Source organism: Rhizobium sp. YTUHZ044 (assembly GCF_051123975.1).
GTDB lineage: Bacteria > Pseudomonadota > Alphaproteobacteria > Rhizobiales > Rhizobiaceae > Rhizobium.
The window spans coordinates 3601596-3627132 of sequence record NZ_CP101426.1 but is presented as its reverse complement, the minus strand read 5'-3'; the positions used below and the strand labels follow the sequence as shown (position 1 = coordinate 3627132).

Below are 25537 nucleotides of genomic sequence, written 5' to 3'. Positions count from 1 at the left end.
CTGCACAGTTTTGCGAGACATGCGCTAGAAAAGCGCGTCGGCGAAAAGATCCTCGTCATTTTCGGTTTTGGCGGTCTCCGCGGGCGCTGGAATGTTTTCATTGCTTGCCGGGATGATGTCGCGATGAATGTCTCGCTCCTGGACCATCGTGTAGAGCTTGAAGATCTTGCGGTCGAGCGGTGCGATGGCCTCCGCGAGATCAGAAATATCGGCGACATCGATGCCGGCGACGCCTTTGAGCACATCGGCGCAGCGGGCAAGGACATCGCCGAGTTCGTGCTGGAAGTCGAGCTTGCCGATCAGCAGGCCGATCTTGGCGGCAACCTCGCGGCCGTTTTCGGCGAGCACCTTCAGCTCGTTTTCCATGACATTGGCCGCGGAACGGATGTTGCCGACAGCCGAGGTCAGGCTCTCGTCCAGTCCGCCGGCCGCAGCGTCCGTGGCGGGAGCCACGCGCCCGGCAGCGGCTTCGAGCGCCGGCAGGCCGTTGACGATGGCGTCGGCGGATTCATCGAGCTTGCCGGCGAAGATGCGCAGCTCGGCGGTGACGACATTGATCGACTTGCCTTCCTCGCCAAGCCGGCTGCAGCGCAGATTGGTGTTCAGAGCCATGTAATGGATGTCGGTCCTGACAACGCGGATGTTGACGATGGCTTCGGAAAGCTTGGCGGCCGTGCCGATCGTCGAATGGCTTACCTGGTCAGCCTGCCGGCTTGCCGTGTCAACCTGCTTGACGATCTCGTGGGCGGCGGAAACGCTGGATTCCAGCGCGCGCATGAAATTGCCGCCGGCTTCGCCGCTTTCGGTGCCCATTTGATCGCGCAGTTTGAGGATTTCCCGCATGTCGTGGTCGAAACTCGCAATCGTCTTGACGACGTTTTCCGAATCCCGCTGGAAATTGATCCACATGTCGTTGATCTGCGCCGCGGTCAGATGGTGAACGACATTCTGAAGACGCTGGCGCGCACCGGCGTCGAGCCTGGCGCCATCTTCGCCCGCGAGGAAATCTTCAAGCATCGAAAAGGTTGCCTGTACATGTTCGATGCGCTGACGGGTGATGTCGCCGATCTGCAGGGCCGATAGAGTCGAGCTGACCTTGCTCTGGACGCCGCGTGCGATCGCGCCGACCTCGCGGGCGAGGACACCGAGGTTTTTGCGGTGTTCGGCGATCTTGGCGGCATCGTCGCGCAGGGCTCCGGCGACGGCCGGAACGGTATCGGCGTAGCTCCTGGAAACGTTGGCTCCGAAGGAGGCGGCGAATTTGACCTCTTTCTCAAGGCTGTCGAGATGGGCGGCGAAACGATTGACCTCATCGGTGCCCGAATAGATTCGTTCCAGAATCTCCTGAGCAAAGCCGGCGAATTCGGCGAGGCCGGCGCCAGTGATCTTGACAGTCACGGCAAAGGTTCTGAGATAGCGCATCGTCTCCTGCATGTCGGCGACGTGTTTGCGCAGATCCCTGCCGGTGTGCGCCAGCGAGATGAGCGCCTGCTGGCGATTTTCTTCGGTGACCGGCAATGCAGTCAGGATTTCCACGGTGGCGCGGAGATCGGCGCCGGTATCGCTCGCCTCCTTGTCATCGAGTACCTTGGCGACACTTTCGAGCGAGTTCAGCAGACGGTTGAGGACATCCATCACCGACAGCAGCACCGCCCCGCCCGCGAGAAATCGCTCCTCGACTTGGCTGCGGGCGGATTCCAGGATCTGACTGATCTCCCGCCCCGATGTGTAGGCTGCAGCGTTGGATGTTACCAGAGCGTGTGCCACATTTATTACCTTTTCTTAAAACGCAGGCCATTTGACTCTATTTCTACGGGCAGGATGGAAATGTCCGGTAAACGCCCCAGACTCGCCTGCGTTGTGATTAATGAAAGGTGTGAGACGAGGCGGCCGGTGCACCGCATGCCGAAAGAGATCATTTAAGGTTCTGTTTTTACTTAATTTATCTCTAAACATTGAGAGAGCGGTACAACTTATCCTGGATAAGAATTGGGAGTCGCGGACCGCGTTGTACGTCGGTTTTATACAACCCCTGTTTACGCTGCATTAACGCTGTCGTGAGAGTCCTCTTAGGGTCACAAGTATTTCTCGGGCCCAGGAGGCTGCATTGGATACTCAGAGCCAATATTGTGAATCTATAAATTTACCGGGCGTGCTAAGCATCCGCCATGTGGCCGAGCTACATTCGAAGCTTAGTGACGAGTTTAACAGTAAAGACGACATTGTCGTTAGCGTTATCGCTGATGCTGAAGCTGACCTCAGTTTCATACAGCTTATCGAGGCCGCGCGTCGCCAAGCAAAGTCTGACGGAAAGACGTTCAGGCTTTTTTCTCCCGCCAGCGGCTCAGTGCTGAACGTACTTGAGCGTGCCGGTTTCATCGAATCCTTCGATCAAGAAGACTTAAAGTTCTGGTTGCATAAAGAGGTGACATTATGAGTGCCAACATTCTGACGGTAGACGATTCCGCTAGCATCCGTCTGACAACAAAGGTCACCCTGACCAATGCCGGTTACAGCGTCACCGAAGCGGTGAACGGGGCTGAAGGTCTTATGGCGGCCAAGGCCAGCAGCTTCGATCTGATCGTAACCGATCTCAACATGCCTGTTATGGACGGGCTGACGATGATCGAAGAACTGCGCAAGCTGCCGGCGCAGGCCGGTGTTCCGATTATCTTTCTAACGACGGAATCTGACGCCGATCTCAAGGCACGTGCCAAGGCCGCCGGCGCGACCGGCTGGCTGACCAAGCCGTTCGACCCGGAAAGTCTCGTGAAGATCGTGAAGAAGGTCCTCGGCAGATGAGTACGCTCGACCCCGTCGCCGTATTCCGCATGGAGGCTGCCGAATGCCTCGAAGCGATCGAGGCCGGTCTTCTCGACCTCACTCACCAACTCGACAATAAGGATCTCGTCGATGCGGTATTCCGCGGGCTTCATACGCTCAAGGGATCGGGCGCCATGTTCGGTTTCGAGGCGCTGGCGGCCTTCACCCACCATTGTGAAACCGCTTTCGACCGCGTCCGAAAAGGCGAGGTCGCGGCGACCAGCGAACTTGTCGCCGCCGTTCTCGCCGCCCAGGACCATATGCGTGCCCTCGTCGACCAGCCCGACGCCGATTACGGCGATACCGGGCATAAGCTTCTGGCACAACTGCAGTCCGCGGTCGGCGCCAAGGCTGCGGCACCCGCCACAGCGACAGCCGCCGTCGCAGCGCCCGTGCAAGGAGCGTCGGCGAACAAGACGAAGAACAGCTGGCGCATCCGATTCAGCCTGCCGGCCAATGCGATGGCCAACGGCACCAATCCGCTCGGTCTGCTGGACGAACTGCGCGATCTCGGCGAATGTACCGTACGCGCCGACACTTCGGCCATTCCGCCTCTCGACGAGCTCACTTCGACGGAACTCTACATTTCCTGGGATGTGACGCTGATGAGCGAACAGGACCGTTCGGCGATCGACGATGTCTTCATCTTCGTGCTCGACGACATGGAACTCAGCGTCGAGGAGATCGGCAGTGCAGCAGCGGCAACGGCCGCTCCGGCTGTAGCAAGGCCGGCGCCTGCCGCTGCCGCCTCAGTATCGCCACCACCTGTCCCGGCGGCTGGTGTGCCGGAATTCCGTCCCGTCGAAGCGGTTCCCGTCAGGCGTGAGGCGCCCGCTGCCGTCAGCCAGGCGAAGGCTGCCGAGAACGTGCGCGTCCCGGCAGAGCGCTTGGACGAACTGATGGACCGTGTCGGTGAGCTCGTGATCGCGCAATCGCGCCTCAGCCAGCTCGCCAGCGCCAGCACCGATATCGCATTGCGCTCCGTCTCGGAAGAAATCGAACGTCTGTCCGGCGAATTGCGCGACACGATGATGGTGCTGCGCATGGTGCCCGTTGCGACCCTCTTCTCCCGCTTCCGCCGCCTTGTGCACGATCTTGCCCGCGAGACCGGCAAGGTGATCGAGCTGGTGATGGAGGGCGAGAGCACCGAGGTCGACAAAACGGTGATCGAGCGGCTGGCCGATCCGCTGGTGCACCTGGTGCGCAACTCGATCGATCACGGCCTCGAAGTACCCGCCGACCGCCTTGCGGCCGGCAAGGCCAAGGCCGGCACGATCACGCTTTCGGCCCGTCAGGCCGGTGGCGAGGTGATCATCTCGATCAAGGACGACGGCCGCGGAATCAACCGTGAACGGGTCCGCGCCAAGGCGGAATCCTCCGGCCTCATCCATCCGGGCCAACCGCTTTCGGACCCCGAGCTCTTGCAACTGATCTTTGCTCCCGGCTTTTCGACGGCCACCGCGATCACCAATCTGTCCGGCCGCGGCGTCGGCATGGACGTGGTCAAGAAGACGGTTGAAGAGCTTCGCGGCGCAATCGATATCGTCAGTGTGCCCGGACAGGGTTCGGAAGTGTCGCTGCGCATTCCGCTGACGCTTGCCATTATCGACGGCCTGCTGGTGCGTGTCGGCTCGGGCCGTTACGTCATCCCGCTTTCGGCCGTCGAGGAATGCCTCGAACTGTCGCTCGAGGAGGATCTGCGCTCGCGCGGCCGTAGCTTCATCTCGTTGCGCGACAGCCTGGTGCCGTTCCTACGCCTACGCGATCTTTTCCGCACCGGCACGAAACCCGATGTGCACCAGAAGGTCGTGGTCATCTCGACCGGAACCGAGCGCGTCGGCCTCGTCGTCGACCAGATCATCGGCGACCACCAGACGGTCATCAAGTCGATGTCGAAACTGCACAATGACGTGGCGACCTTTTCGGGCGCCACCATTCTCGGCGACGGCAGCGTCGCACTCATTCTCGACGTCGGGCACCTGGTTGCCGCGGGTCAGCAACAGGAGGCGCAATTGCGGGTAGCAGGATGAGTGCAACAGCAGCAGCCGAACGTTTCGACAATCATTGGAGCTATGCCGAGGAAGTCGAGGTCCTGACATTCGATCTCAACGGCGAGACCTTCGCGCTGGAAGCGGTCATCGTCCAGGAAATCCTGGACCTGCTTCCGGAGACCGCGGTGCCGGGCAGTCAGCCCTTCGTCGCCAGCGTCATCAACTTCCGCGGCAAGGTCATACCGCTCGCCGACCTGCGTCTCGCCTTCGGGATGGAGGCGGAGGAGGCAACGATCGATAGCCGTTTCATCGTCATCGAGATCGATCTCCAGGGCGAGCCGACGCTCGTCGGCCTCAGAACCGATAAAGTGAACGAGGTGACGACGCTCGCAAAAAACGCGAGCGAGGCGCCGCCGAGCGTCGGGATGCGCTGGCGCGCCGACTACATCAACTGCCTGGTGAAGAGGGGCGGAGAGTTCATCATTCTCCCGAATCTGCAGGCGATTTTTTCATCCAGGCATGATGCGGCGGGAGCCGGCAATTGACGCAGATGGATTCAACTTGGGGTTAAACCGATGCGACTGACAATCAAGACGAAGCTGGTGACCGCGTTCACCTTCATCATCCTCATGCTCTTGGGCACCGCCGCTTACGGTATCTTCAGCCTCGGGTCGCTGAATGATACGATTGGCAATCTCCTCGCCGGCCCGGCAGCCCGCCTCGATCTTGCGCAGCAGATCAACATCGCGCAGCTCGAAGCGATCCGCCAGCAGAAGAACCTGCTTAATGCCCGTGGCGCCGATGAAGCGGCCGCGGCGATCGACAAGGGCAATCAGGCCCGCAAGGACTTCAGTGATGCCTTCAATCAAGCGTTGGCGCTTGCCACGGAGGAAGGCAACGCGCGTTGGGCTCGTATTGCCGAGTTTTCGAAGTCCTTCAACGCAGCTGACGACCAGATCCGTGACTACGTGAAGACCGGCAACGTGGAAGGTGCAAACACCGTCTCGATCACGACCGCGCGCGCTGCCGCCAACGGGATCGACTCGACGCTCGCCGAAATTCTGGCGCTTGAGAAGCAGCGCATGAAGGCCGCCGACGCCGGTGCCGACGCGCAGTATGAGACGACACGCACGACGATGGTCGCCGTCGCTGCCGTGGCACTACTGATTGCCGCGATAACCGCCTTCTGGATCGCCAGCACGATCAGCAAGGGCCTCAGCCGCGCCAACACCGTGGTTCGCGAAGTGTCTGAAGGCGACCTGACGAAAATGGCCGATATTACGAGCCATGACGAAATCGGCGAGCTTCTGGGTAATGTCAACGTCATGATCGAACGCCTGCGGGGCGTCGTCGCGGACGCGATCTCGGCCGCCGAGAACGTCTCGTCCGGCAGCCAGCAGCTTTCGGCAAGTTCCGAACAGGTGTCGCAGGGCGCGAGCGAACAGGCGGCTTCTGCCGAAGAGGCGTCCGCCTCAATGGAAGAGATGGCCGCCAATATCAAGCAGAACGCCGACAATGCCGCCCAGACGGAGAAGATCGCCCGTCAATCCGCCAAGGATGCGGAAGCCAGCGGCGAAGCGGTAACCCGTGCTGTCGACGCCATGCGCACGATTGCCGAGAAGATCGGCATCGTGCAGGAAATCGCCCGTCAGACCGATCTCCTGGCCCTCAATGCCGCCGTCGAAGCGGCACGCGCCGGCGAACACGGCAAGGGTTTTGCGGTCGTGGCCTCGGAAGTGCGCAAACTTGCCGAGCGTAGCCAGTCGGCAGCAGCCGAAATCAGCTCGATGTCGAGCGATACCGTCAAGGCCGCCGCCGATGCCGGTGAGATGCTCGGCCGCCTGGTGCCCGACATCCGCAAGACGGCGGAACTCGTTTCCGAGATCAGCGCCGCCTGCCGCGAGCAGGATATCGGCGCCTCTCAGATCAATGAGGCGATCCAGCAGCTCGACAAGGTGACGCAGCAGAATGCCGGCGCCTCGGAGCAGATGTCGGCAACGTCCGAGGAACTCGCCGCTCAGGCGGAAGAATTGCAGACGTCGATCGCCTTCTTCAAGGTCGATACGACGGGCAGCACGCGGCCCGGCGCCCAGAAGATGCCGTCGAAAGGCCCAACCAAGGTGGCCAAGGCCCCGGCCCGCAAGCCTGCACAGCAGGCCCAAAGCCAGGGCCGCGGTCAGACGGTTTCGGCTCAGCAGCAGCGTCTCAAAGGCTTTGCTCTCGATATGTCGATGGGCGGTCCGGACGCCAGTGACGATGATTTTCGGGAAAGCGCGTAGGCGTTCCTGGGGACGCGCATAGCGTTCCCGGCGAGGCACCTGAGCGCCTTCGCCCTCATCGGATATCTCGGGCCACTCCCGTGGCCCGAGGTGGAAATATCCCCAACGCGTGTAGGCGTTGGCGCTGCGACCGATCGATGTCCGGCTGCCGGGAAGTGAATGCAGTCGCTTTCCCTCTTTCAGACACATCACTCTGAAGTTCGGCGTTCCCAGACCGGAACGTCTCTCTATCCAATCGTTTTGGCGCATAAAACGGGGTATCACATGCGTTTCACTATCAAACTGAAATTGGGTCTCGCTTTCGGGATCATGACGCTGCTGCTGATCGGCATTGCAGTTTATGGAAGCTTTAGCCTCGGCACATTGAACGAGGCGAGCGGCAACATGATCGACGGCCCGATGCGCCGGCTGGAACTGGCGCTGAACGCCAACATCGCCGAAGTCAACGCCATTCGGGCTCAGAAGAACGCGCTGCTTTCCACCGATCCGGACACGGCCGCCGGCTTCTACAAAGAGGCCGACCAGAACCTGCAGGCCATGTTCGACGCTGTCGACGCCGGCTTGGCCATCGCCTCTCCGGAAGGCAAGCCGCATTGGGAGAAGCTGCGGAGCGTTGGCGGGAAATTCCGCGAGAAGTCCGCCGAGCTGCAGCAACTCGATGCCAGGGGTGATAAGGCATCCGCGCTCGCGCTTTCACTTGGCGATCTCCGGGCGATGACCGGGGACATGGGCGATGCGATTGCCGCCCTCACGGAGATCCAGCGCAAAGGCATGCAAGCGACCGATCAGTCGAACAGCGATCTTTACAATTCGACCAAGCTCATCCTCACCACAGCATCCGGAATCGCCGTGCTTATGGCCCTCGGCGCCGCATTGTGGATCACGCTCGGCATCAACAATGGTCTGAGGAAGATCACGAGCGTCGCAAACGCCGTGGCAATCGGCGATCTCAATCAGAAAGTCGACGTCAGGACCAATGACGAGATCAAGGACCTCATCGATACGGTCAACACCATGACCGCCAATCTGCGATCGACCGCCGCCCTTGCCGACCAGATCGCCATGGGCGATCTGACCACCGATGCCAAGCCTCTCTCGGACAAGGACGCGCTCGGGATTGCGATGCAGAGCATGATCGCCAATCTGAGGACCACGGCGGGGATTGCCAACCAGATCGCCAATGGCGATCTCACTGTGTCTCCGAAGCCGCTCTCCGACAAGGATGCACTGGGCCTTGCGCTGGAGCAGATGGTTGAGCGGTTGCGCGGCGTGGTCGCAGACGCGATTTCGGCCGCCGAAAATGTTTCGGCCGGCAGCCAGGAGCTTTCGGCAAGTTCCGAACAGGTGTCGCAAGGCGCCACCGAGCAGGCCGCGTCGGCCGAAGAGGCGTCGGCCTCGATGGAAGAGATGGCCTCGAACATCAAGCAGAATGCCGACAATGCCGCGCAGACGGAAAAGATCGCCCGGCAGTCTGCAAAGGATGCGGAAGCCAGCGGCGAGGCGGTGACGCGCGCCGTCGACGCCATGCGCACGATCGCCCAGAAGATCGGCATCGTGCAGGAAATCGCCCGTCAGACCGATCTGCTTGCCCTTAATGCGGCGGTGGAAGCAGCACGCGCCGGCGAACACGGCAAGGGTTTTGCGGTGGTGGCCTCGGAGGTGCGCAAGCTTGCCGAACGCAGCCAGTCGGCCGCCGCCGAAATCAGCGCCATGTCGAGCGATACCGTGACAGCCGCTCAGGAGGCCGGCGAAATGCTGGGCCGCCTGGTGCCCGACATCCGCAAGACGGCGGAACTCGTTTCCGAGATCAGTGCTGCCTGCCGTGAACAGGATATCGGTGCGGCCCAGATCAACGAGGCGATCCAGCAGCTCGACAAGGTCACGCAGCAGAACGCCGGCGCCTCCGAACAGATGTCTGCAACTTCAGAGGAGCTCGCCGCGCAGGCGGAAGAACTGCAGACGTCGATCGCCTTCTTCAAGGTCGATACGGCAGGCAACCGCCAGTCCCGCACGCCGGCCGTCAAGATGACGGTTCGGGGTGCAGCTCCCACCGCTGCGCGCAAGCCTGCGGCCAAGAAACCGGCTGCCGGCAGCGTGGCCGCCCAACAGGCTCGTGCGAAGGGGTTTGCTCTCGACATGTCGATGGGCGGACCAGATATTGCGGACGAAGAATTCCGCGAGAGCGCGTAGTGCTCTTCGGACACAGGACTGGGGCCGCGGCGACAGCGGCCCCAGCATCGAACCGGTGCATGGACGCACTTGGTCATGCCGGCTCTGCCGGCAACGCATGAAGCGTTTTCACGACGGCACTATGTGCGATTTCGCGGAATACCCGCTGCGGTACTAACGAGGGCTTGAAATGCGCTTCACAATCAAACTCAAACTAAGCTTGGTATTCGGTTTTATCGTTCTACTCACGTGCGGCATGGCGGGTCTTGCGATCTATACTCTTTCGGCGTTGAACAGTGAGATATCGATCATGGTCGCCGGTCCGGTCGCCAACCTGCGCGATTCGGGCGATCTTTCCGATGCCGTCATGCGCTCTATCCGCGCCGAAAAGGACGCGATCATCAATACGGATCCGGTCAAGATTACAGGCTATGTCGAGGAGATTGCGCAACAGCACGAAGTCATCAAGACACTGCAGGGCCGTCTTGCCGCCTCGAACGATGCGGAGATCAAGAAGGAGATGGCCAAGTTCGGTGATCTCTATAGTAAATGGACCAGGTTGCAGGATCGCATCGCCGGTCTCGCCACCGAGAATACGACGGAATCAAATGCTCAAGCCGGCGTCATCTCAATGGGCGAAGGGCAGCAGGCGACGGCCCAGCTGCTCGGTATTCTCACCAAGCTGAACGACACCGTGACAGCCAATCTCGCGGAAACGGATGCGGCCACCAACGAGCAGTATGCCCAATCGCGTAATCTGCTTGTCATGATGACGGTGGGTTTGATCTTTGTCTCGTCGGCGGCCGCGATCTGGATCCTGCTTAACATCTCCCGCGGCCTCAAGCGCGCCGTCAACCTCGCCGACGCGGTCAGCATCGGGGATCTCGAGCAGAAGATAGAGCATAAGAGCAATGACGAAATCCGCGATCTCGTCGATTCGATGAGCAGGATGACGGCAAACCTGCGCAACACCGCGACGATCGCCAACCAGATTTCGAACGGCGACCTCATGGTATCCCCGAAGCCCCTTTCAGAGAAGGATACGCTCGGCATTGCGCTCGAACAGATGGTCGAGCGGCTGCGCGGCGTCGTCGCCGACGCGATCTCGGCAGCCGAGAACGTCTCGTCCGGCAGCCAGCAGCTTTCGGCAAGTTCCGAACAGGTGTCGCAGGGCGCGAGCGAACAGGCGGCTTCGGCCGAAGAGGCGTCGGCCTCGATGGAGGAGATGGCCGCCAATATCAAGCAGAACGCCGACAATGCCGCCCAAACGGAGAAGATCGCGCGGCAGTCGGCCAAGGACGCGGAAGCGAGCGGTGATGCGGTGACGCGTGCCGTGCAGGCGATGCGGACTATTGCCGAGAAGATCAGCATCGTTCAGGAAATCGCTCGTCAGACGGATCTTCTCGCTCTCAATGCCGCTGTGGAGGCGGCGCGTGCCGGCGAACACGGCAAGGGCTTTGCAGTGGTCGCGTCGGAAGTGCGCAAGCTTGCCGAACGCAGCCAGTCGGCCGCGGCCGAAATCAGCGCCATGTCGGGCGATACGGTCAAGGCCGCCCAAGAAGCCGGCGACATGCTCGGCCGCCTGGTGCCCGACATCCGCAAGACGGCGGAACTCGTTGCCGAAATCAGCGCGGCCTGCCGCGAGCAGGATGTCGGTGCGGCCCAGATCAACGAGGCGATCCAACAGCTCGACAAGGTGACTCAGCAGAATGCCGGCGCCTCCGAACAGATGTCGGCGACCTCGGAAGAACTTGCCTCCCAGGCGGAAGAACTGCAGACCTCGATTGCCTTCTTCAGGGTCGATACGGCAGGCAACCGCCTGTCACGCGCGCCGGCCGTCAAGATGACGGCCCGCAGCCCGGCTCCCAGCGCCGCCCGCAAGCCGGCGATCAAGAAACCGGCGGCCGGCAGTGTCGCCGGCCAGCAGGCGCGGGTGAAAGGTTTCGCACTCGATCTCTCCATGGGCGGTCCCGATGATGGCGACGCCGAATTCAAGGAAAGTGCATGATCATGGCAACGACATCTCTGGAAGCGCAATTCGTGACCTTCAGCCTCGGTGAGGAAATTTTTGCCGTGCCGGTCGAGGTCGTGCGGGAAATCCTCGACTATGCGGAAGCGTTCAAGATTCCGAATGGTCCCGACTATCTGCTCGGCCTGCGCGACGTGCGTGGGCAGGGCGTGCCGACCATCGATCTTCGATTGAAGCTCGGCATGACGAAGACGGTGCCGACGCCACATACGCGGGTGCTCGTGCTCGACGTGCCGATGGAAAGCCGGCTGCTAACGCTCGGCCTCGTCGCCGACCGCGTCTTCGAAGTTACACCGTTCCGGCGTGACCAGATCGAGGCGGCGCCTGACATCGGTGTGCGCTGGCGCTCGGACTATATCGCCGGCGTCGTTCGCCGTGAAAACGGCTTTGTCGTCATCATCGATCTCGCACGTCTCTTGTCGCGCGAGGATGCTTCTGCACTGCAATCGGCGGCATGATCGCGCGTCAACCCGGAGTAATGCGTTCCATGAGTATGGCAGCAGCGGTGGAAACCCAATTGCCGGGGGACCGGATCAGCAAGCGGAATTTCGAAAAGCTTGCCCGGTTCATCTACGACTATAGCGGCATCAAGATGCCGCCGACCAAGCTGACGATGCTCGAAGGGCGGCTGAGACGCCGCCTTCGTGCGACTAATCATTCGACCTTCGACGATTATTGCGACTTCCTGTTCAATCATGATGGGCTTGCCCAGGAAACCGTCTACCTGATCGACGTGGTGACGACCAACAAGACCGACTTCTTCCGGGAAGCCAAGCATTTCGATTACCTGCAGACCGTGGCGCTGCCGGCGATCGCCAATAGCGGCGTGCGCACCATTCGTACCTGGAGCTCGGCCTGTTCGACGGGGGCCGAACCCTATACGATGGCGATGGTGCTGGCTGAATTCGCGGAAGGCCGCAATGACGTTTCCTATAGCGTGCTTGCCACCGATCTTTCCACCGACGTGCTGCAGACGGCGCGCCGGGGCATCTATCCGGAAGACCTGATCGCACCCGTGCCGCGCGACCTGCAGCGCAAATATGTGCTGGTCGCCAAGCAGCCGGGCCGCAAGGAGGTGCGCATAAGCCCTAAACTGCGCAGCAGGGTGGGGTTTGCACGGATGAACCTGATGGACGACAAATATCCGGTCGGCGACTTGATGAACATCATCTTCTGCCGCAACGTGCTGATCTACTTCGACAAGCAGACGCAGGCGGGCGTGCTCAACCGCCTCTGCAATTGCCTGGCGAAGGGCGGCTACATGTTCATCGGCCACTCCGAGTCGATCACCGGTTTCGACCTGCCGCTGAAACAGGTTTCGAACACGGTGTTTCAGCGTATCTAGAGGCGGTTATGCGCAAGAAAATCCGCGTTCTCATTATCGACGATTCCGCCAGCGTCCGACAGACGCTGGCCCATGTGCTTGAGCAGGATCCCGACATCGAGATCATGGCGGTGGCGTCTGATCCCTTCGTCGCGGCGCGCAGGCTGCTGGACGAGATCCCCGATGTCATCACGCTCGACGTGGAGATGCCGCGCATGGACGGCATCACCTTCCTGCGCAAGCTGATGGCACAGCGGCCGATCCCGGTCGTGATGTGCTCGTCGCTGACGGAGGCGGGTTCGGAAACGTTGATTCAGGCTTTGGAGGCGGGCGCCGTCGACGTCATCCTGAAATCGAAGATCGGCGCCGCCGACAGCCTTGCCGATGACGCCATGCGGATTCGCGAAGTTGTCAAGAGCGCTTCGCAGGCGCGGCTTTCGACCGTGCGCCGCGCCGCGGGAACCATTCGTTCCGCTTCCGCCGAGGGGCCGGCCAAGAAGCTGACGGCGGATGCCATGCTGCCGCCGCCGACGGGGCGGGCGATGGCGAAGACGACGGAGATGGTTGTCTGCGTGGGTGCCTCCACCGGCGGCACCGAGGCGCTGCGCGAATTCCTGGAGGAACTGCCGGCCAATGCGCCCGGCATGGTGATCGTCCAGCATATGCCGGAGAAATTCACTGCCGCCTTCGCCAAACGTCTGAACGGGCTCTGCGAGGTCGAGGTCAAGGAGGCCGCCGACGGCGATCCGGTGCTGCGCGGCCATGTGCTGATCGCGCCTGGTGACAGGCACATGCTGCTCGAACGCCAGGGTGCGCGCTATCATGTCAGTGTGAAGAGCGGGCCGTTGGTTTCCCGCCACCGGCCTTCCGTCGACGTGCTCTTCCGTTCGGCGGCGCGTTCGGCCGGTTCGAACGCCATGGGGATCATTATGACGGGCATGGGCGACGACGGTGCGCGCGGCATGTTGGAGATGCATGAAGCCGGCGCCTACACGGTGGCGCAGGACGAGGCGAGCTCCGTTGTCTTCGGCATGCCGAAGGAGGCGATTGCCAAAGGCGGGGTCGACCGCATTCTGCCGCTCGATCAGATCGCCCGCGAAGTCCTGATAACGCAGCAGAAGTTCTAAGGCCGGTTCCGGGTTCCGATGGAAAATAAGGCGGCGCTTTTCAGGCCTGCGGGCAGCCATGTGTGCCTCCCCTTGAAATTTCCGCGATTTTGTGGTCTTGAGGCCGCCAATCTTTGCAGCGCTGCCTGTCATGCATGTTCAGGGACATTTCCCGCCCCTGGCAGCGCGCGTCCCGTATCAGTCCCAAGGAAATGCGCCGATGGCCCGTTCAGCTCTTCTCAATGTCATGGTTCAGGCTGCCCTCAAGGCAGGAAAATCGCTGGGGCGTGATTTCGGCGAAGTGCAGAACCTGCAGGTTTCGGTGAAGGGACCGGGCGATTTCGTTTCCGCTGCCGACCGCAAGGCCGAGAAGATCGTCAGGGAAGAGCTGCTAAAGGCGCGGCCGACCTATGGCTTTCTCGGCGAGGAAACCGAAGAGATCAAGGGCACCGACGGAGCACATCGCTGGATCGTCGATCCGCTCGACGGCACGACGAACTTCCTCCACGGCATCCCGGCCTTCGCCGTCTCGATCGCACTCGAACGCAACGGCGAGATCGTGGCCGCCGTCGTCTTCAATCCTGCGACCGACGAGCTCTATACCGCCGAGCGCGGCGGCGGCGCCTTCCTCAACGACCGGCGCCTGCGCGTCGCTGCGCGCCGCGTGCTGTCGGATTGCGTCATCGGCTGCGGTGTGCCCGCGCTCGGCAAGCGCAATCACGGCAAGTTCCTGGTCGAACTGCGCCACGTGATGGGCGAAGTGGCCGGCATCCGCCGCCTGGGCGCGCCGACCCTCGATCTCGCCCATGTCGCCGCCGGACGTTTCGACGGCTTCTGGGAGGCGGAGCTTGCACCCTGGGACATGGCGGCCGGTATCCTGCTCATCCGTGAAGCCGGCGGCTTCGCCACCGATTGGGATGGCGGAGCGGCCATTCTGGAGGGCGGTGCGATCGTCGCCGGCAACGAACACATCCATAAGGCGTTGATCGAGGTCATCAAGCGGCCGATTCCTGCCAAGTGAGCGCATGAAAAACCGGCTGTTGTAAAGTCACGGTTTTCGCCCCGGCATACTTCAATTCGGCACAATGTTGCTCTAGTCTCCGCCAGCAATGAGTTCGGAGGCTGCTGAACCTATGGAAAATGTGAATGTGGCGGAGATCGGCTCCACCGAAAAGACGGCCGGCGGTTATACCTACAGGCTCTCGAGCCCCATGCCCTTCCTCTGGACGATGCTGCTTTTTCTCGTCATTGTCGGGTTCATTGCCGCGATCCTCTTTCGGCAGACGCAGACCGCCTTCATGCACAATCCGGGCCTCAACGGCCTGATCCTCGGCGTTCTCGCAGTCGGAATCGTCCTTGTTTTCAATCACGTGCTGGCGCTTCGCCCCGAAGTGCGCTGGTTCAATTCCTTCCGCGCTGCCGGCAGCGCGGATAAGGTCAACCGTAACCCACGGCTGCTTGCGCCGATGCGGGCGCTGATCGGCAGCCGCAAGGCGTCGGTGGCGCTGTCGACGACCGCGCTGCGTTCGATTCTCGATTCGATCGCCACCCGCCTCGACGAATCGCGTGACGTTTCGCGCTACCTGATCGGCCTCCTGGTCTTCCTTGGCCTGCTCGGCACGTTCTGGGGTCTCATTGGCACGATCGGCTCGATCAGCACCGTTATCCAGTCACTCGATGCCGGTTCGAACGGCACGGCGGACGTGCTCTCTGCACTGAAGGAGGGGCTGTCGACGCCGCTTTCAGGCATGGGGCAGGCCTTCTCGTCGTCGCTGCTCGGCCTTTCCGGTTCGCTCATTCTCGGCTTCCTCGACCTACAGGCCGGTCGCGCGCAGAATCGCTTCTACACGGAACTGGAAAACTGGCTCTCCTCGGTCACCGATGTCGGCTCCGATCTTGCGCCGGCGCTCGATGCCGTTGCCGGGTCTTCCTCGGACGACATGCGCGCACTCTCCGAGTATCTGCGCAAGGTCTCCGAAGAAGGCGGTGTCGGAAGCCAGCGCTCTGTCGCCGCCATGGCAAGCCTTGCCGAAGGCATTCAGGGTCTGGTCAAGAATATGCGCAACGAGCAGCAGATGCTGCGTGACTGGATCGAGGCACAGCAGGACGAGGCGAAAGCCATGCGCCGCACGCTCGATCGGTTGGCCGAGCGCATCGGCCTGCAGGAGCGGGGCGGCGAGCGGGCCGAGCGCCTGCGCGAGCGCACGAGCCATGCAGAAAAGAGCGAGGGCAAATAAGCCATGGCACTTGCCCGCAACCGCCGCCGCGAACGCACGGTGGATTACTGGCCGGGCTTCGTCGATGCGTTGTCGACGCTGCTCATTTCGATCATGTTCCTGCTGACGGTCTTCGTCGTCGGGCAGTTCATCCTCAGCCGCGAAATCACTGGGCGCGACGAGGTGCTCAATCGTCTCAATAGCCAGATCAACGAGTTGACGCAGCTTCTGGCGCTCGAAAAGGGCAGCAATCAGGATCTCCAGGATTCAGTCGCCAACCTACAAGCCTCGCTCGCGACTGCTGAAAGCGACCGGTCGCGGCTTCAGGCGTTGCTGAACGCCGGCTCGGGCGGCCAGGATGCGGCTCAGAAGCGGATCGGCGCAATGACGCAGGAGCTCGACGAGCAGAAGCAGGTGAGCGAACGGGCGCTGAGCCAGGTCGAACTCTTGAATCAGCAGATTGCCGCACTCCGCAGCCAAATCGCCGCGGTCGAAGCGGCACTGCAGGCATCCGAGGAGAAGGACCGGGTCTCGCAGACCAAGATCGCCGATCTCGGCAGTCGCCTCAACGTGGCGCTGGCGGCGCGCGTACAGGAACTGAACCGTTACCGTTCCGACTTCTTCGGCCGGTTGCGCGAGATCCTATCGGATCGCGAGAATATCCGCATCGTCGGCGACCGGTTCGTCTTCCAGTCGGAAGTGCTGTTTCCCTCGGGCGGCGCGGATCTCAATCCGGACGGGCAGACGGAAATGGCGAAGCTCGCCGCCGCTCTCCTTGATCTCGCCAAGGAAATTCCCCCGGAGATCAACTGGGTGCTGCGTGTCGACGGCCATACCGATAATGTGCCGCTTGCCGGGACCGGCCGCTATCGCGACAACTGGGAACTCTCCTCAGAGCGCGCCATTTCGGTCGTCAAGTTCCTGATTGGCCAGGGCGTCCCTGCCGACCGACTCGTCGCCGCCGGCTTCGGTGAGTTCCAACCGATCGCGCCGGGCGATACGCCGGATGCGCGCGCCACCAACCGCCGCATCGAGCTGAAGCTGACCGAGAAATGATCAGCTTCATGTTGTCCGCCGCGCTTCGGCGAGCCGGTCGGCAAGAAAGGCGCGGACCGAGGGGCTGTCGCTGAGGCCGAGCGCCGTCATGTAGGCGTCGGCCGCGGCAGCATCGTTGCCGGCTCGCGCCAGAAGAAAAGCACGTACAGCCCAGTAGGGCTGATAGGCTGCAATCGCGCGGGGATCAACCTTGTCGAGCAGGGTCAGGCCCTCGGCGGGGCTTAAAGCCCGGCCAATCACCGCCGCTTGGGCGACGCGCGCGCCGAGCGTCGGCTTCATCGTCAGCAACGCGGCATAGAGCGTCGTCAGTGCCTGCCAGTCGGTCGTCCCCGAGAGGCGGCGCGCCGTATGTACCGATTGAATCGCCGCCTGACACTGATAGGGGCCGAAACGGTTGAGGCCCCCTGCGTTGCGCAGCAGCGCGTCCGCCTCCGCGATCATGGTGGCGTCCCAGCTGGCCGGGTCCTGCTCGTCCAGCGGCACATAGCGACCGGCGCGGTCACGACGGGCGCTGCGGCGGGCTTCGCAGTAAAGCATCAGCGAGACGAGGCCGATCGCTTCCGGCTCATCCGGCAGCACCGTCAGAAGCGCCCGGCCGAGCCAGATCGCTTCGCCGGCAAGCGAATGGTGCGCTTCCTCGCCATCGAGACCGTCCCATCCGAGGCCGTAGGCGGCGTAGATCGCCGAAAGCACGGCGGCAAGCCGACCAGGCAGCGCGGGCCGAGGCGGTATGGTGAAGGGAATGCCGGCCTCGCGGATCTTCACCTTGGCCCGCACCAGCCGCTGGCTCATAGCTTCCGGTGACACGACGAAGGCCCGCGCGATGGTCCTCGCTTCGATGCCGAGAATCGTCTGCAGCATCAGCGCCGTATGCACCGAGCTGTCGATGGCAGGATGGGCGCAGGCGAAGAGCAGCTTCAGCCGTTCATCGGGAAAGACGGAATTGCCGGCTTCGTTCATCCGTTCTTCGGCTTCCTCCAGGGCGACCGATATCGTCGTTTGTGCGTTGGCCTCGACGGCGCGGTGGCGGGCCGCCTGCATCAGGTTGCGGCGGGCGGCCACCAGCAGCCAGGCTTCCGGATTGGCAGGAACGCCGCGCTCCGGCCAGACCCGCAGGGCTGACGCCAGTGCTTCCGACAATGAGTCCTCTGCCGCCGGCACGTCGCGCGAACGGGCGGCAAGAAAGGCGATCAGCTTGCCATAGGACTGTCGCGCCACCTGCTCGGCGGCGCGTCCTGCATCGGGTGACATCCTTCCTCACATCTGCAGGCGAGGGCGCACTTCGACGGAACCCTTGTCGGAAATCGGAATGCGCGTCGCCCATTCGAGCGCGGCGTCCAAATCGGGAACCTCGATCAGATAGAAGCCGCCCAGTTGTTCCTTGCCTTCCGGATAGGGACCGTCCTGGACATCGTGATCCTCGCCTTTGCGGCGTATGACCGTCCCGGTCTCGGGCGCTGTCAGCCCGGCGCCGCCGGTCATGATCCCCGCCTGGACAAGCGCCTGCGTGTAGGCGACCCAGCCATCGCGATAGGCTGGATCGCTACGGCGGGCGAAATCCTCCGGCGCTTCGCGAATGATGAGGGCATATTGCATGGAAAACTCCTGATCTCGTTGTTGGCTTTGATCCAGGCCGCCGACGAAAGCCGGTCTAGCCTGGTGGAGCGGCTCAGCCGTTCCAAGACAATGAGGCGCGATCGCCGGTCGTTTCGACATGGCTCTGAAGAAATATTTGAAAAACAGCGCCGGAAATCACCAGCAGGCGCGCCGGTCTCAAAGACACCCGCGCCGCTCGAGGGCGCAAAAAAAGCAGGGCGGCATCGATGCCGCCCGGCCATGCCGCTCAGGCTTCGGCCTTCGTCTGGTCGACGATCTCGGCGCCGGAGGTATTCTTCTTGATGGATTCGATGGCGTTCAGGGCGGACGCTTTCGCCTTGTAGCCCTCGGAACTGAACATTGTTTCCCCGTTCGATGCCTTGAAGCGGAAACGGAATTCGCCTGATTTATCCTTGTAGACTTCGAATTTGTACATGGATGTCTCCCGAAACGCTGAATTGCACGATCAGCGTCGAGGAGGCTAGATCAAAATGGCGAGCTTTTCCACTACCTTAATGAGAATCGTAGTGCGGTCGTTTCCATCGGACGCAGGCACGGGAGACAGACGAACGTCTTCGCATCACTCCATCTGAATGTTCGCGCCCTTGACGACCGGCCCCCATTTGGCGAGCTCGGATTTTACATGGACGGCGAGTTCTTCCGGTGTCGAGCCGACGATGGTGGCGCTGAACTCCTTCATCCGTTCGGCAACGGCGGGGTCAGTGAGCGCCTTTCTGGCCGAGGCGTTGAGGCGCGTGACCGCCTCGCTCGGCGTTTTTGCCGGAGCGAAGAGCGCGTTCCAAGTATAGGTCTCATAGCCTGGAATGCCTGACTCGGCGATCGTCGGCACGTCGGGGAAGGAGGGTGCGCGCTCGGCCGTCGTCACCGCCAGCGCCCGCAGCGTGCCTGCCTTGATATGGCTGGACGATGAGGGCAGGTTATCGAACATGATCGGCACCTGGTTGCCGATGACGTCGTTCAATGCAGGCCCCGCGCCCTTGTACGGGATGTGCTGCATGCTGACGCCGGCCATCGACTTGAAAAGTTCGCCGGAAAGATGCAGCGGCGTGCCGTTGCCCGACGAGGCGTAACTGTATTTATCGGGCTCGGCCTTCAAGAGCGCGATCAGCTCCTGCACCGTCTTTGCCGGCAATTCCGGATTGACGACCAGCACGTTCGGCACGACGACGAGCAGCGAGACCGGCGCGAAATCCTTCTCGGGATCGTAGGGGGTCGATTTGAGGATCAGCGGGTTGAGGGCGTGGGTCGCGACCGTGCCCATCAGAATGGTGTAGCCGTCGGGCTCAGCGCGGGCGACGTTGCCGGCGCCGAGGTTACCGCCGGCGCCTGCGACGTTCTGGACGATCACCTGCTGGCCGAGATCCTCCGACATCTTCTGCGCGACGATGCGCGCGACGACATCGGTTGAGCCGCCGGCGGCGAAAGGCACGACCATGGTGATCGCGCGATCGGGAAAATCCGTGGCAACGGCAGGCCTGCCAAGCGCCAGCATTGCAGTGAGGCCAAGAGCGAGCGCGAGGCCCGTGCGTCGCGTGATGTTGGAAAGCGCCATTCCTATCTCCTCCCATGAATTCAACAGCAATCCCCACCCAGGGCATGAAGAGGGTAGGGCAGGGGGCGGGAAAGACAACCGCGGGAAGGCGCAGCGAAGTCCGACTTTAGTAGCGTGCGGCCAAGGGCGCCTGCCGGCTATTTGGCCGCGAGCACATCCTCCTTGGCGGCGTCGAATTGCAGCCGGGCGAGGCGGGCATAGATGCCCCCGTGGCGGATCAGAGTTTGATGCGTGCCTTCCTCGACGACGCGCCCCTGATCCATGACGAGGATGCGGTCGGCCTTCAGCACGGTTGCCAGGCGATGGGCGATGACGAGCGTCGTGCGGCCATCCATTAAGCCGTCGAGCGCCTTCTGCACCAGGGTCTCGCTTTCGGCGTCAAGCGCGGAGGTCGCCTCGTCGAGCAGCAGCACGGGCGCGTTCTTCAGAATGGCGCGGGCAATGGCGATGCGCTGTCGCTGGCCGCCGGAGAGGGTGACGCCACGTTCGCCGACCTCCGTCTCATAGCCGTTCTCCAGTCGGGCGATGAATTCGTCGGCCTGGGAGGCAAGCGCTGCAGCGCGGACTTCCTCACGCGATGCACCAGGGCGGCCGAAGGCGATGTTGTCATGGATCGATGCGGCGAAGATCGTGACGTCCTGCGGCACGATGGCGATGCGCTGGCGCAACTCGTCGGGCGTCGTCAGCCGGGCATCGACACCGTCAATCGCCACGCTGCCCTGCTGCGGATCGTAGAAGCGCAGCAGCAACGAAAAGACTGTGCTTTTGCCGGCGCCGGAGGGGCCGACGATGGCGACGGTTTCGCCTGGAGCAACGGCGAAGCTCAAGCCATGCAGGGCCGATTTTCCGGGGCGCGAGGGATAGGCGAAATGCACGTCGGAAAACTCGACGCGGCCGCGGCTCGGCGAAGGGAGGGCCTCGGGGTTGGTGGGGGCTGATATCGGCGACACCTCGTCAAGAAGTTCGGTCAACCGGTCGGCGGCGCCGGCCGCCTGCGAGAGTTCGCCCCAGACCTCCGACAGCGCGCCGAGCGATCCCGCGGAGATCACGGCGTAGAGCAGGAACTGGCCGAGCGTGCCGGCAGACAGCGTGCCGGCCAGCACGCTGTGGGCGCCGACCCAGAGTACGGCGACGACGCTGCCGAAGATTAGGGTGATGGCGATGCCCGTCAAGAGTGCGCGTGAGCGGATGGCGGCGCGGGCGGCTTCGTAGGCGGATTCGACGGCGCCGGCGTATCGCGTCGCCGCGGCATCCTCGCCGTTGAAGGCCTGTACCGTACGGGTCGCGGCGATCGTCTCATTGGCGAAGGCGGACGCTTCGGCAAGCGTATCCTGAGCGGCGCGAGATCGCCTGCGCACCGAGCGGCCAAAGGCGACGAGTGGGAAGACGATCAGCGGGATCGCTCCGATGACGAGGCTCGAAAGTTTCGGCGAGGTGACGACCATCATGCCCATGGCGCCGAGACAGAGAATGAGGTTCCTGAGCGCCACCGAGGCGGTGGCGCCGACGGCGGACTTGATCTGCGTCGTATCGGCGGTCAGACGCGAGACGATCTCGCCGGACTGGTTGACGTCAAAGAAGGAGGGAGACAGCCGCGTCACATGGCTAAAGACGTCGCGGCGAAGATCGGCGACGATGCGTTCGCCGATGGTGATAACGAAATAATAGCGCAGCGCGCTGGCGACCGCGAGCACGATGGCCATGACCATCAGCATGGCGAAGTAGCTGTTGATGAAGCTGCCGTCAGACTGGTTGAAGCCATGATCGATCATGCGGCGCACGGCGAGCGGCAGGGCCAGCGAGGTCATGGCGGCAAGCGCCAACGAAATCAGCGCGCCAGCCACCAGCCCGCGATAGCGCATGACATAAGGCGTCAGCCTGCCGAGCGGCCGCAGCGACCGTCTCTTGTTTTCCTCAGCCTGTGCCTGATCTGCCAAATCGTCTCCATTCGCCCGCAGGACCACGCAATGCGGCCTGTTGGCTCTTGTTATCCCGGCGTCCTTCATGTATAGGCACCGCATCCTAATGGGAAGCCGTAGCCATCACGACTGCGGCTTCATTTATTCAATCGGTTCGGTGGCCGCAACTGCATGCGGCAAATTGAACTCCGGTATCGCAGGAAGATTGTTATGAAGGCAGGCATCCATCCCGACTATCACACGATCAAGGTAGTCATGACCGATGGCACCGAATACGAAACCCGCTCGACCTGGGGTTCGGAAGGCGCTGTCATGAACCTCGAAATCGATTCCAAGTCGCATCCGGCCTGGACGGGCGGCAACCAGCAGCTCATGGACCGCGGTGGCCGCGTTTCCAAGTTCAATAAGCGTTTCGGCGGCCTCGGTCTCTAATCGCTTCTGCTTGACGACGTTTCGCAAGGAGCCCGGTTCTGCCGGGCTTTTTTGCGTTTGCAGAACGGTGCGCAGCGGCAACAAAAAACCGGCCGCGCACTGCGCAGCCGGCCCAAATGAATTTAGCAGGTTTGGTCAGTTGTTGCCGAAGGCGGTCTGCAGCAGGGAAAGCTGCGCCTGGACGCTGTTCTGATTGTCATGAACGATCACGGCTTCAGCCGGACGATAGATTTCGCGATCCAGCAGCGCGATGCGGTTCTGCAGGCGCAAGGAGCGCTCGACGAGGTCGCGGAAGGATTCCGGCAGGTCGCCCCAGCCGGGTGCCGCGCGGTCGACGTTGAAGCCGTCGAGGCGGACCTTGTTCTTCTCGGCCAGCACCTGGTCACGCGACATCTCACCATTGTTGACGGCGCGCTGCAGCAGCAGCCACGAGGCCATCTGCATCAGGCGGGTGGTCAGCCGCATCGATTCCGCGGCGTAGAGGACGGATGCCATGCGCGGCAGAACCTTGGAGGCTGCGCGGCCTTGGCCATCGAGATAGGCGGCGGTCTCTTCGACCAGTGACATGCCTTCGGCATAGAGTGCCTTGAACTGTGAGGATGCAGCCGCGCGGCCCGCAAAACTGATCGTGTTCAATCCAACTTCCGACATCGCAATAGTCCCTGTTGCACGCAGCTACTTATGGTCAGGTAACGCCGGGCTTAACGGAAAAGTTTCCGCGTCCGGTCTTTATGACTTTAAGATGGTATCATTAGCGCAAATGCGCAAGCCGTTTCTTAAGAAAGGGTTAATCTCCACAGTTTCATGGAAATGCGCCGGCCGCAGCAAAAAGAAGAGCCGCAAAAGCGGCTCTCAAGGTAAAACAGGGAGAAAAATCAGACCAATTCACCGCTTGGAAAACTGTCTGAGATCCAGAGAAAGCCTGGATGAGTACAGTAATACGTTATAAAGCTTAATAATTTATTAACATTGTGCCGAATGAAGACTTGAGGTTGGCTCATTTTTCCTGCCTATGGCCTTGTTTTTGGAGGCTTTTAGCGGTTCACGAACGGAAGAAGCTTTCGGCGGCCTGTCGCCCGGACGCCTTGCGGGCGGCTTCGGCTTCGAGCCGGGCGATCTCGGTTTTCAGCAATTCCACTCGCGCCTTCAGCTCATCCACCGAAAGCATGGAGAGATCGGCGCCGATCTCGTGGGCGGTTTTCTTCTGCGGCCGGTCGTCATCGATAAAGCTCATCGGTTCTCCTCCTTTTGCTGCCGGCAGCATAATGCCGAAAAATGCGGCCGATACGGAATCGGAATTTAGGCCGATCCGGCCCAAATCCAGTCTCGCCTCCCCATTTTTCGTTTTTCGCGAACCACGGAGAAAACCGCAGTGCGGTTTGCAGGAAGGCCTAACCGAATTTTACAGCAGGATCGCTGCTTTCGGGAGATTTGCCGGTGCCACGATCGGCCAGCGACATGCTCTGGGGTGTCAGCATCGGCGACGTGCCGGTCGGGATCGTCGTATAGGCGTCGCGGTCGCTGGCCGGGACGGCGGCGCGGATGCGGCTTCTGATAATCGCATAAACGGTGATCAACACATGGGCGACGGCGGTGACCAGGAAAAGCGCGTGCGGGGTGATTGCCGACATGACGGGGCCGCCGAGCGTCGGGCCGATGACTGTGCCGATGCCGTAGAGCAGCAGCAGGCCGCCGGAGACTTTGACGAAATCCTCCGACGCCGCGAAGTCGTTCGCGTGAGCGACAGCGATCGGGTAGAGCGTATTGGCAACCGCGCCGTAAAGGACAACGAGCCCGATCAGCAAGCCCGGTGATGTCGGGTGAAGCAGAAAGATGAGCAAGCCGGCGATCGCGGCAATGGCCGACAAGGCGGCGAGCACGTAGCGTCGGTCGATGCGATCAGAAAGCCGGCCGGCCGGGAGCTGCATCATGGCGCCGGCGAAGATGGTGGCGCTCATCATGACGGCGATACTGGTGTCGGAAAGGCCGGCGCCGGCGCCGAAGACGGCCCCCAGCGTGCCGTAAGCGCCGTTGGCAATGCCGACGAGCAGAATGCCGAGGCAGGAAACGGGCGAATTGCGGTATAGCGCCGGCAGGTCGAGGCGCACGGCCTTCAGCGGCTGCGGTGACGCCGCGGTCGATAGCGTCGTCGGCAGCATGGCGATGCAATAAAAGATGCCGCAGATCATGAACAGCACAGGCGTGCGTACATCCTCGAGCGGGATCATCATCTGGCCGCCGACGACACCGAGCAGGGTGATGCCGATATAGAGCGAGAAGATCGCACCGCGGCTCTCGTTGCTGGCGCGCTCGTTCAGCCAGCTTTCGATGATCATCGACGTGCCGGCGGTGGAGAAGCCGGTCACCGCGCGCAGGATCACCCACCAGAACGGATCGATGATTATGCCGCTGACCAACGCGATAATGGCGATGATCGAGATGAAGCCGGAGAAGGCTCTGACATGGCCGACGCGGCGCACCAGTTTCGGCGCCACCAGGCAGCCGATGACGAAGCCGCCAGCCCACGAGGTGCCAAGCAGGCCCAGCGTCGTCGTGGCGTAGCCTTCGAGATTGCCGCGCACGGGAAGCAGGATACCCTGCAGACCATTGCCCATGAAAAGGAAGAGCGTGCCAAAGAGCAGCGCGGCGACGGACAGCAGATTTCTCTTCATTTCCCCAGACTCGGTCTCAAGCGATTATGAACGGACATAAGGCAAGACCTGCGCCTGCCCAGCCTCAAGATGATTGATTGTGCCCCGGAATGCCTTTACGGCGTGTGTGAACCTCTTGTTCGCGCGGAAAAATGTCCGTCCTGTGACATTCCGAAAAACGGAAAAAATAAAGCATGACAAAGTTGATAGCCTTGCTGCTCATCCTTGCCATGGCGATACAGGTGATCAAGCCGCTCGAGCTTCCCGGCCTCAGGCGGCGGATGGATTTCTGGAAAATCGCGCTTATCGCCTTCGCCATATGGGCAATGGCGCTGCTGTCGCGCGACTTCGTGATGTAAGCTTCGGATTCAAG

The 25537-nt window shown here is 61.9% G+C and carries 24 protein-coding genes; 15 read left to right on the top strand and 9 right to left on the bottom strand.

Features of this window, described 5'->3' with window-relative positions:
- Positions 1-24: 24 nt before the first annotated feature.
- On the bottom strand, positions 25-1767 hold the full coding sequence (locus tag NL154_RS17880; RefSeq protein WP_434733135.1) for a chemotaxis protein: 1743 nt from the start codon (positions 1765-1767) through the stop codon (positions 25-27).
- A gap of 340 nt (positions 1768-2107) precedes the next feature.
- Here NL154_RS17880 and NL154_RS17875 point away from each other — a divergent pair, with 340 nt between their 5' ends.
- The 13 genes from NL154_RS17875 to NL154_RS17815 all read left to right on the top strand — a co-directional run bounded on the left by NL154_RS17875 (position 2108) and on the right by NL154_RS17815 (position 16993).
- Positions 2108-2437: an STAS domain-containing protein gene (locus NL154_RS17875; protein ID WP_210629890.1), complete on the top strand. Its 330-nt coding sequence runs from the start codon at positions 2108-2110 to the stop codon at positions 2435-2437.
- Positions 2434-2802 carry a response regulator gene (locus tag NL154_RS17870; protein WP_210629891.1) on the top strand — a complete coding sequence of 123 codons (369 nt, stop codon included), beginning with the start codon at positions 2434-2436 and terminating at the stop codon, positions 2800-2802. The genes NL154_RS17875 and NL154_RS17870 overlap by 4 nt, the downstream gene beginning before the upstream one ends.
- Positions 2799-4853, top strand: a complete 2055-nt coding sequence (locus tag NL154_RS17865; protein WP_210629892.1) for a chemotaxis protein CheA — start codon at positions 2799-2801, stop codon at positions 4851-4853. Before NL154_RS17870 ends, NL154_RS17865 begins: the two co-directional genes overlap by 4 nt.
- Positions 4850-5359: a chemotaxis protein CheW gene (locus NL154_RS17860; protein ID WP_210629893.1), complete on the top strand. Its 510-nt coding sequence runs from the start codon at positions 4850-4852 to the stop codon at positions 5357-5359. The genes NL154_RS17865 and NL154_RS17860 overlap by 4 nt, the downstream gene beginning before the upstream one ends.
- A gap of 30 nt (positions 5360-5389) precedes the next feature.
- On the top strand, positions 5390-7093 hold the full coding sequence (locus NL154_RS17855) for a methyl-accepting chemotaxis protein (protein WP_434733134.1): 1704 nt from the start codon (positions 5390-5392) through the stop codon (positions 7091-7093).
- Positions 7094-7357: 264 nt separating this feature from the next.
- Entirely contained in the window at positions 7358-9283 is a 1926-nt protein-coding gene (locus NL154_RS17850; protein ID WP_221146438.1) for a HAMP domain-containing methyl-accepting chemotaxis protein, read from the top strand.
- Positions 9284-9452: 169 nt separating this feature from the next.
- Positions 9453-11270 (top strand): methyl-accepting chemotaxis protein, encoded by a 1818-nt coding sequence (locus NL154_RS17845; RefSeq protein ID WP_434733133.1) that lies wholly within the window; start codon positions 9453-9455, stop codon positions 11268-11270.
- On the top strand, positions 11267-11749 hold the full coding sequence (locus NL154_RS17840; RefSeq protein ID WP_171049239.1) for a chemotaxis protein CheW: 483 nt from the start codon (positions 11267-11269) through the stop codon (positions 11747-11749). Before NL154_RS17845 ends, NL154_RS17840 begins: the two co-directional genes overlap by 4 nt.
- Positions 11750-11778: 29 nt before the next feature.
- A complete protein-coding gene (locus NL154_RS17835) occupies positions 11779-12636 on the top strand; it encodes a CheR family methyltransferase (RefSeq protein WP_210629898.1) in 858 nt (285 codons plus the stop codon).
- Between the two features lie 8 nt (positions 12637-12644).
- Positions 12645-13742 (top strand): protein-glutamate methylesterase/protein-glutamine glutaminase, encoded by a 1098-nt coding sequence (locus NL154_RS17830; RefSeq protein WP_210629899.1) that lies wholly within the window; start codon positions 12645-12647, stop codon positions 13740-13742.
- A 199-nt stretch (positions 13743-13941) separates the two neighbouring features.
- Positions 13942-14742, top strand: a complete 801-nt coding sequence (locus NL154_RS17825) for an inositol monophosphatase family protein (RefSeq protein ID WP_210629900.1) — start codon at positions 13942-13944, stop codon at positions 14740-14742.
- Positions 14743-14854: 112 nt separating this feature from the next.
- Positions 14855-15958: a MotA/TolQ/ExbB proton channel family protein gene (locus tag NL154_RS17820; RefSeq protein WP_221154589.1), complete on the top strand. Its 1104-nt coding sequence runs from the start codon at positions 14855-14857 to the stop codon at positions 15956-15958.
- 3 nt (positions 15959-15961) lie between these two features.
- Positions 15962-16993 (top strand): peptidoglycan -binding protein, encoded by a 1032-nt coding sequence (locus tag NL154_RS17815; RefSeq protein ID WP_210629902.1) that lies wholly within the window; start codon positions 15962-15964, stop codon positions 16991-16993.
- Between the two features lie 6 nt (positions 16994-16999).
- Here NL154_RS17815 and NL154_RS17810 read toward each other — a convergent pair whose 3' ends face one another.
- The 5 genes from NL154_RS17810 to NL154_RS17790 form a co-directional block, all read right to left on the bottom strand.
- Complete coding sequence (locus tag NL154_RS17810) at positions 17000-18244, bottom strand: RNA polymerase sigma factor (protein ID WP_221163810.1); 1245 nt, start codon at positions 18242-18244, stop codon at positions 17000-17002.
- Between the two features lie 6 nt (positions 18245-18250).
- Entirely contained in the window at positions 18251-18589 is a 339-nt protein-coding gene (locus NL154_RS17805) for a YciI family protein (RefSeq protein WP_221122993.1), read from the bottom strand.
- Between the two features lie 247 nt (positions 18590-18836).
- On the bottom strand, positions 18837-19025 hold the full coding sequence (locus NL154_RS17800; protein ID WP_064694384.1) for a YegP family protein: 189 nt from the start codon (positions 19023-19025) through the stop codon (positions 18837-18839).
- Positions 19026-19169: 144 nt separating this feature from the next.
- Positions 19170-20162 (bottom strand): Bug family tripartite tricarboxylate transporter substrate binding protein, encoded by a 993-nt coding sequence (locus NL154_RS17795; RefSeq protein ID WP_210629904.1) that lies wholly within the window; start codon positions 20160-20162, stop codon positions 19170-19172.
- A gap of 137 nt (positions 20163-20299) precedes the next feature.
- Positions 20300-22099, bottom strand: coding sequence for an ABC transporter transmembrane domain-containing protein (locus tag NL154_RS17790; protein ID WP_221122994.1), 1800 nt, complete (start codon positions 22097-22099; stop codon positions 20300-20302).
- A 192-nt stretch (positions 22100-22291) separates the two neighbouring features.
- Here NL154_RS17790 and rpmE point away from each other — a divergent pair, with 192 nt between their 5' ends.
- Positions 22292-22513 (top strand): 50S ribosomal protein L31, encoded by a 222-nt coding sequence (gene rpmE, locus NL154_RS17785; RefSeq protein ID WP_009990270.1) that lies wholly within the window; start codon positions 22292-22294, stop codon positions 22511-22513.
- 135 nt (positions 22514-22648) lie between these two features.
- Here rpmE and NL154_RS17780 read toward each other — a convergent pair whose 3' ends face one another.
- The 3 genes from NL154_RS17780 to NL154_RS17770 form a co-directional block, all read right to left on the bottom strand.
- Positions 22649-23164: a DUF1465 family protein gene (locus NL154_RS17780; RefSeq protein WP_004679442.1), complete on the bottom strand. Its 516-nt coding sequence runs from the start codon at positions 23162-23164 to the stop codon at positions 22649-22651.
- Positions 23165-23555: 391 nt separating this feature from the next.
- Positions 23556-23747, bottom strand: a complete 192-nt coding sequence (locus NL154_RS17775) for a DUF1192 domain-containing protein (RefSeq protein ID WP_003582172.1) — start codon at positions 23745-23747, stop codon at positions 23556-23558.
- A gap of 157 nt (positions 23748-23904) precedes the next feature.
- Complete coding sequence (locus tag NL154_RS17770) at positions 23905-25185, bottom strand: MFS transporter (protein ID WP_210629906.1); 1281 nt, start codon at positions 25183-25185, stop codon at positions 23905-23907.
- A 173-nt stretch (positions 25186-25358) separates the two neighbouring features.
- On the opposite strand from NL154_RS17770, the gene NL154_RS17765 reads away from it, so the two are divergent.
- Positions 25359-25523, top strand: a complete 165-nt coding sequence (locus tag NL154_RS17765) for a hypothetical protein (protein ID WP_210629907.1) — start codon at positions 25359-25361, stop codon at positions 25521-25523.
- The last annotated feature ends 14 nt before the right edge of the window (positions 25524-25537 follow it).

Excerpts from the sequence above, each read along its gene's own strand:
- NL154_RS17870 (WP_210629891.1), top strand. The coding sequence starts at position 2,434 with ATGAGTGCCAACATTCTGACGGTAGACGATTCCGCTAGCATCCGTCTG.
- NL154_RS17865 (WP_210629892.1), top strand. The coding sequence starts at position 2,799 with ATGAGTACGCTCGACCCCGTCGCCGTATTCCGCATGGAGGCTGCCGAA.
- NL154_RS17860 (WP_210629893.1), top strand. The coding sequence starts at position 4,850 with ATGAGTGCAACAGCAGCAGCCGAACGTTTCGACAATCATTGGAGCTAT.
- NL154_RS17855 (WP_434733134.1), top strand. The coding sequence starts at position 5,390 with ATGCGACTGACAATCAAGACGAAGCTGGTGACCGCGTTCACCTTCATC.
- NL154_RS17850 (WP_221146438.1), top strand. The coding sequence starts at position 7,358 with ATGCGTTTCACTATCAAACTGAAATTGGGTCTCGCTTTCGGGATCATG.
- NL154_RS17845 (WP_434733133.1), top strand. The coding sequence starts at position 9,453 with ATGCGCTTCACAATCAAACTCAAACTAAGCTTGGTATTCGGTTTTATC.
- NL154_RS17840 (WP_171049239.1), top strand. The coding sequence starts at position 11,267 with ATGATCATGGCAACGACATCTCTGGAAGCGCAATTCGTGACCTTCAGC.
- NL154_RS17835 (WP_210629898.1), top strand. The coding sequence starts at position 11,779 with ATGAGTATGGCAGCAGCGGTGGAAACCCAATTGCCGGGGGACCGGATC.
- NL154_RS17830 (WP_210629899.1), top strand. The coding sequence starts at position 12,645 with ATGCGCAAGAAAATCCGCGTTCTCATTATCGACGATTCCGCCAGCGTC.
- NL154_RS17825 (WP_210629900.1), top strand. The coding sequence starts at position 13,942 with ATGGCCCGTTCAGCTCTTCTCAATGTCATGGTTCAGGCTGCCCTCAAG.
- NL154_RS17820 (WP_221154589.1), top strand. The coding sequence starts at position 14,855 with ATGGAAAATGTGAATGTGGCGGAGATCGGCTCCACCGAAAAGACGGCC.
- NL154_RS17815 (WP_210629902.1), top strand. The coding sequence starts at position 15,962 with ATGGCACTTGCCCGCAACCGCCGCCGCGAACGCACGGTGGATTACTGG.
- NL154_RS17810 (WP_221163810.1), bottom strand. The coding sequence starts at position 18,244 with ATGTCACCCGATGCAGGACGCGCCGCCGAGCAGGTGGCGCGACAGTCC.
- NL154_RS17805 (WP_221122993.1), bottom strand. The coding sequence starts at position 18,589 with ATGCAATATGCCCTCATCATTCGCGAAGCGCCGGAGGATTTCGCCCGC.
- NL154_RS17800 (WP_064694384.1), bottom strand. The coding sequence starts at position 19,025 with ATGTACAAATTCGAAGTCTACAAGGATAAATCAGGCGAATTCCGTTTC.
- NL154_RS17795 (WP_210629904.1), bottom strand. The coding sequence starts at position 20,162 with ATGGCGCTTTCCAACATCACGCGACGCACGGGCCTCGCGCTCGCTCTT.
- rpmE (WP_009990270.1), top strand. The coding sequence starts at position 22,292 with ATGAAGGCAGGCATCCATCCCGACTATCACACGATCAAGGTAGTCATG.
- NL154_RS17780 (WP_004679442.1), bottom strand. The coding sequence starts at position 23,164 with ATGTCGGAAGTTGGATTGAACACGATCAGTTTTGCGGGCCGCGCGGCT.
- NL154_RS17775 (WP_003582172.1), bottom strand. The coding sequence starts at position 23,747 with ATGAGCTTTATCGATGACGACCGGCCGCAGAAGAAAACCGCCCACGAG.
- NL154_RS17770 (WP_210629906.1), bottom strand. The coding sequence starts at position 25,185 with ATGAAGAGAAATCTGCTGTCCGTCGCCGCGCTGCTCTTTGGCACGCTC.
- NL154_RS17765 (WP_210629907.1), top strand. The coding sequence starts at position 25,359 with ATGACAAAGTTGATAGCCTTGCTGCTCATCCTTGCCATGGCGATACAG.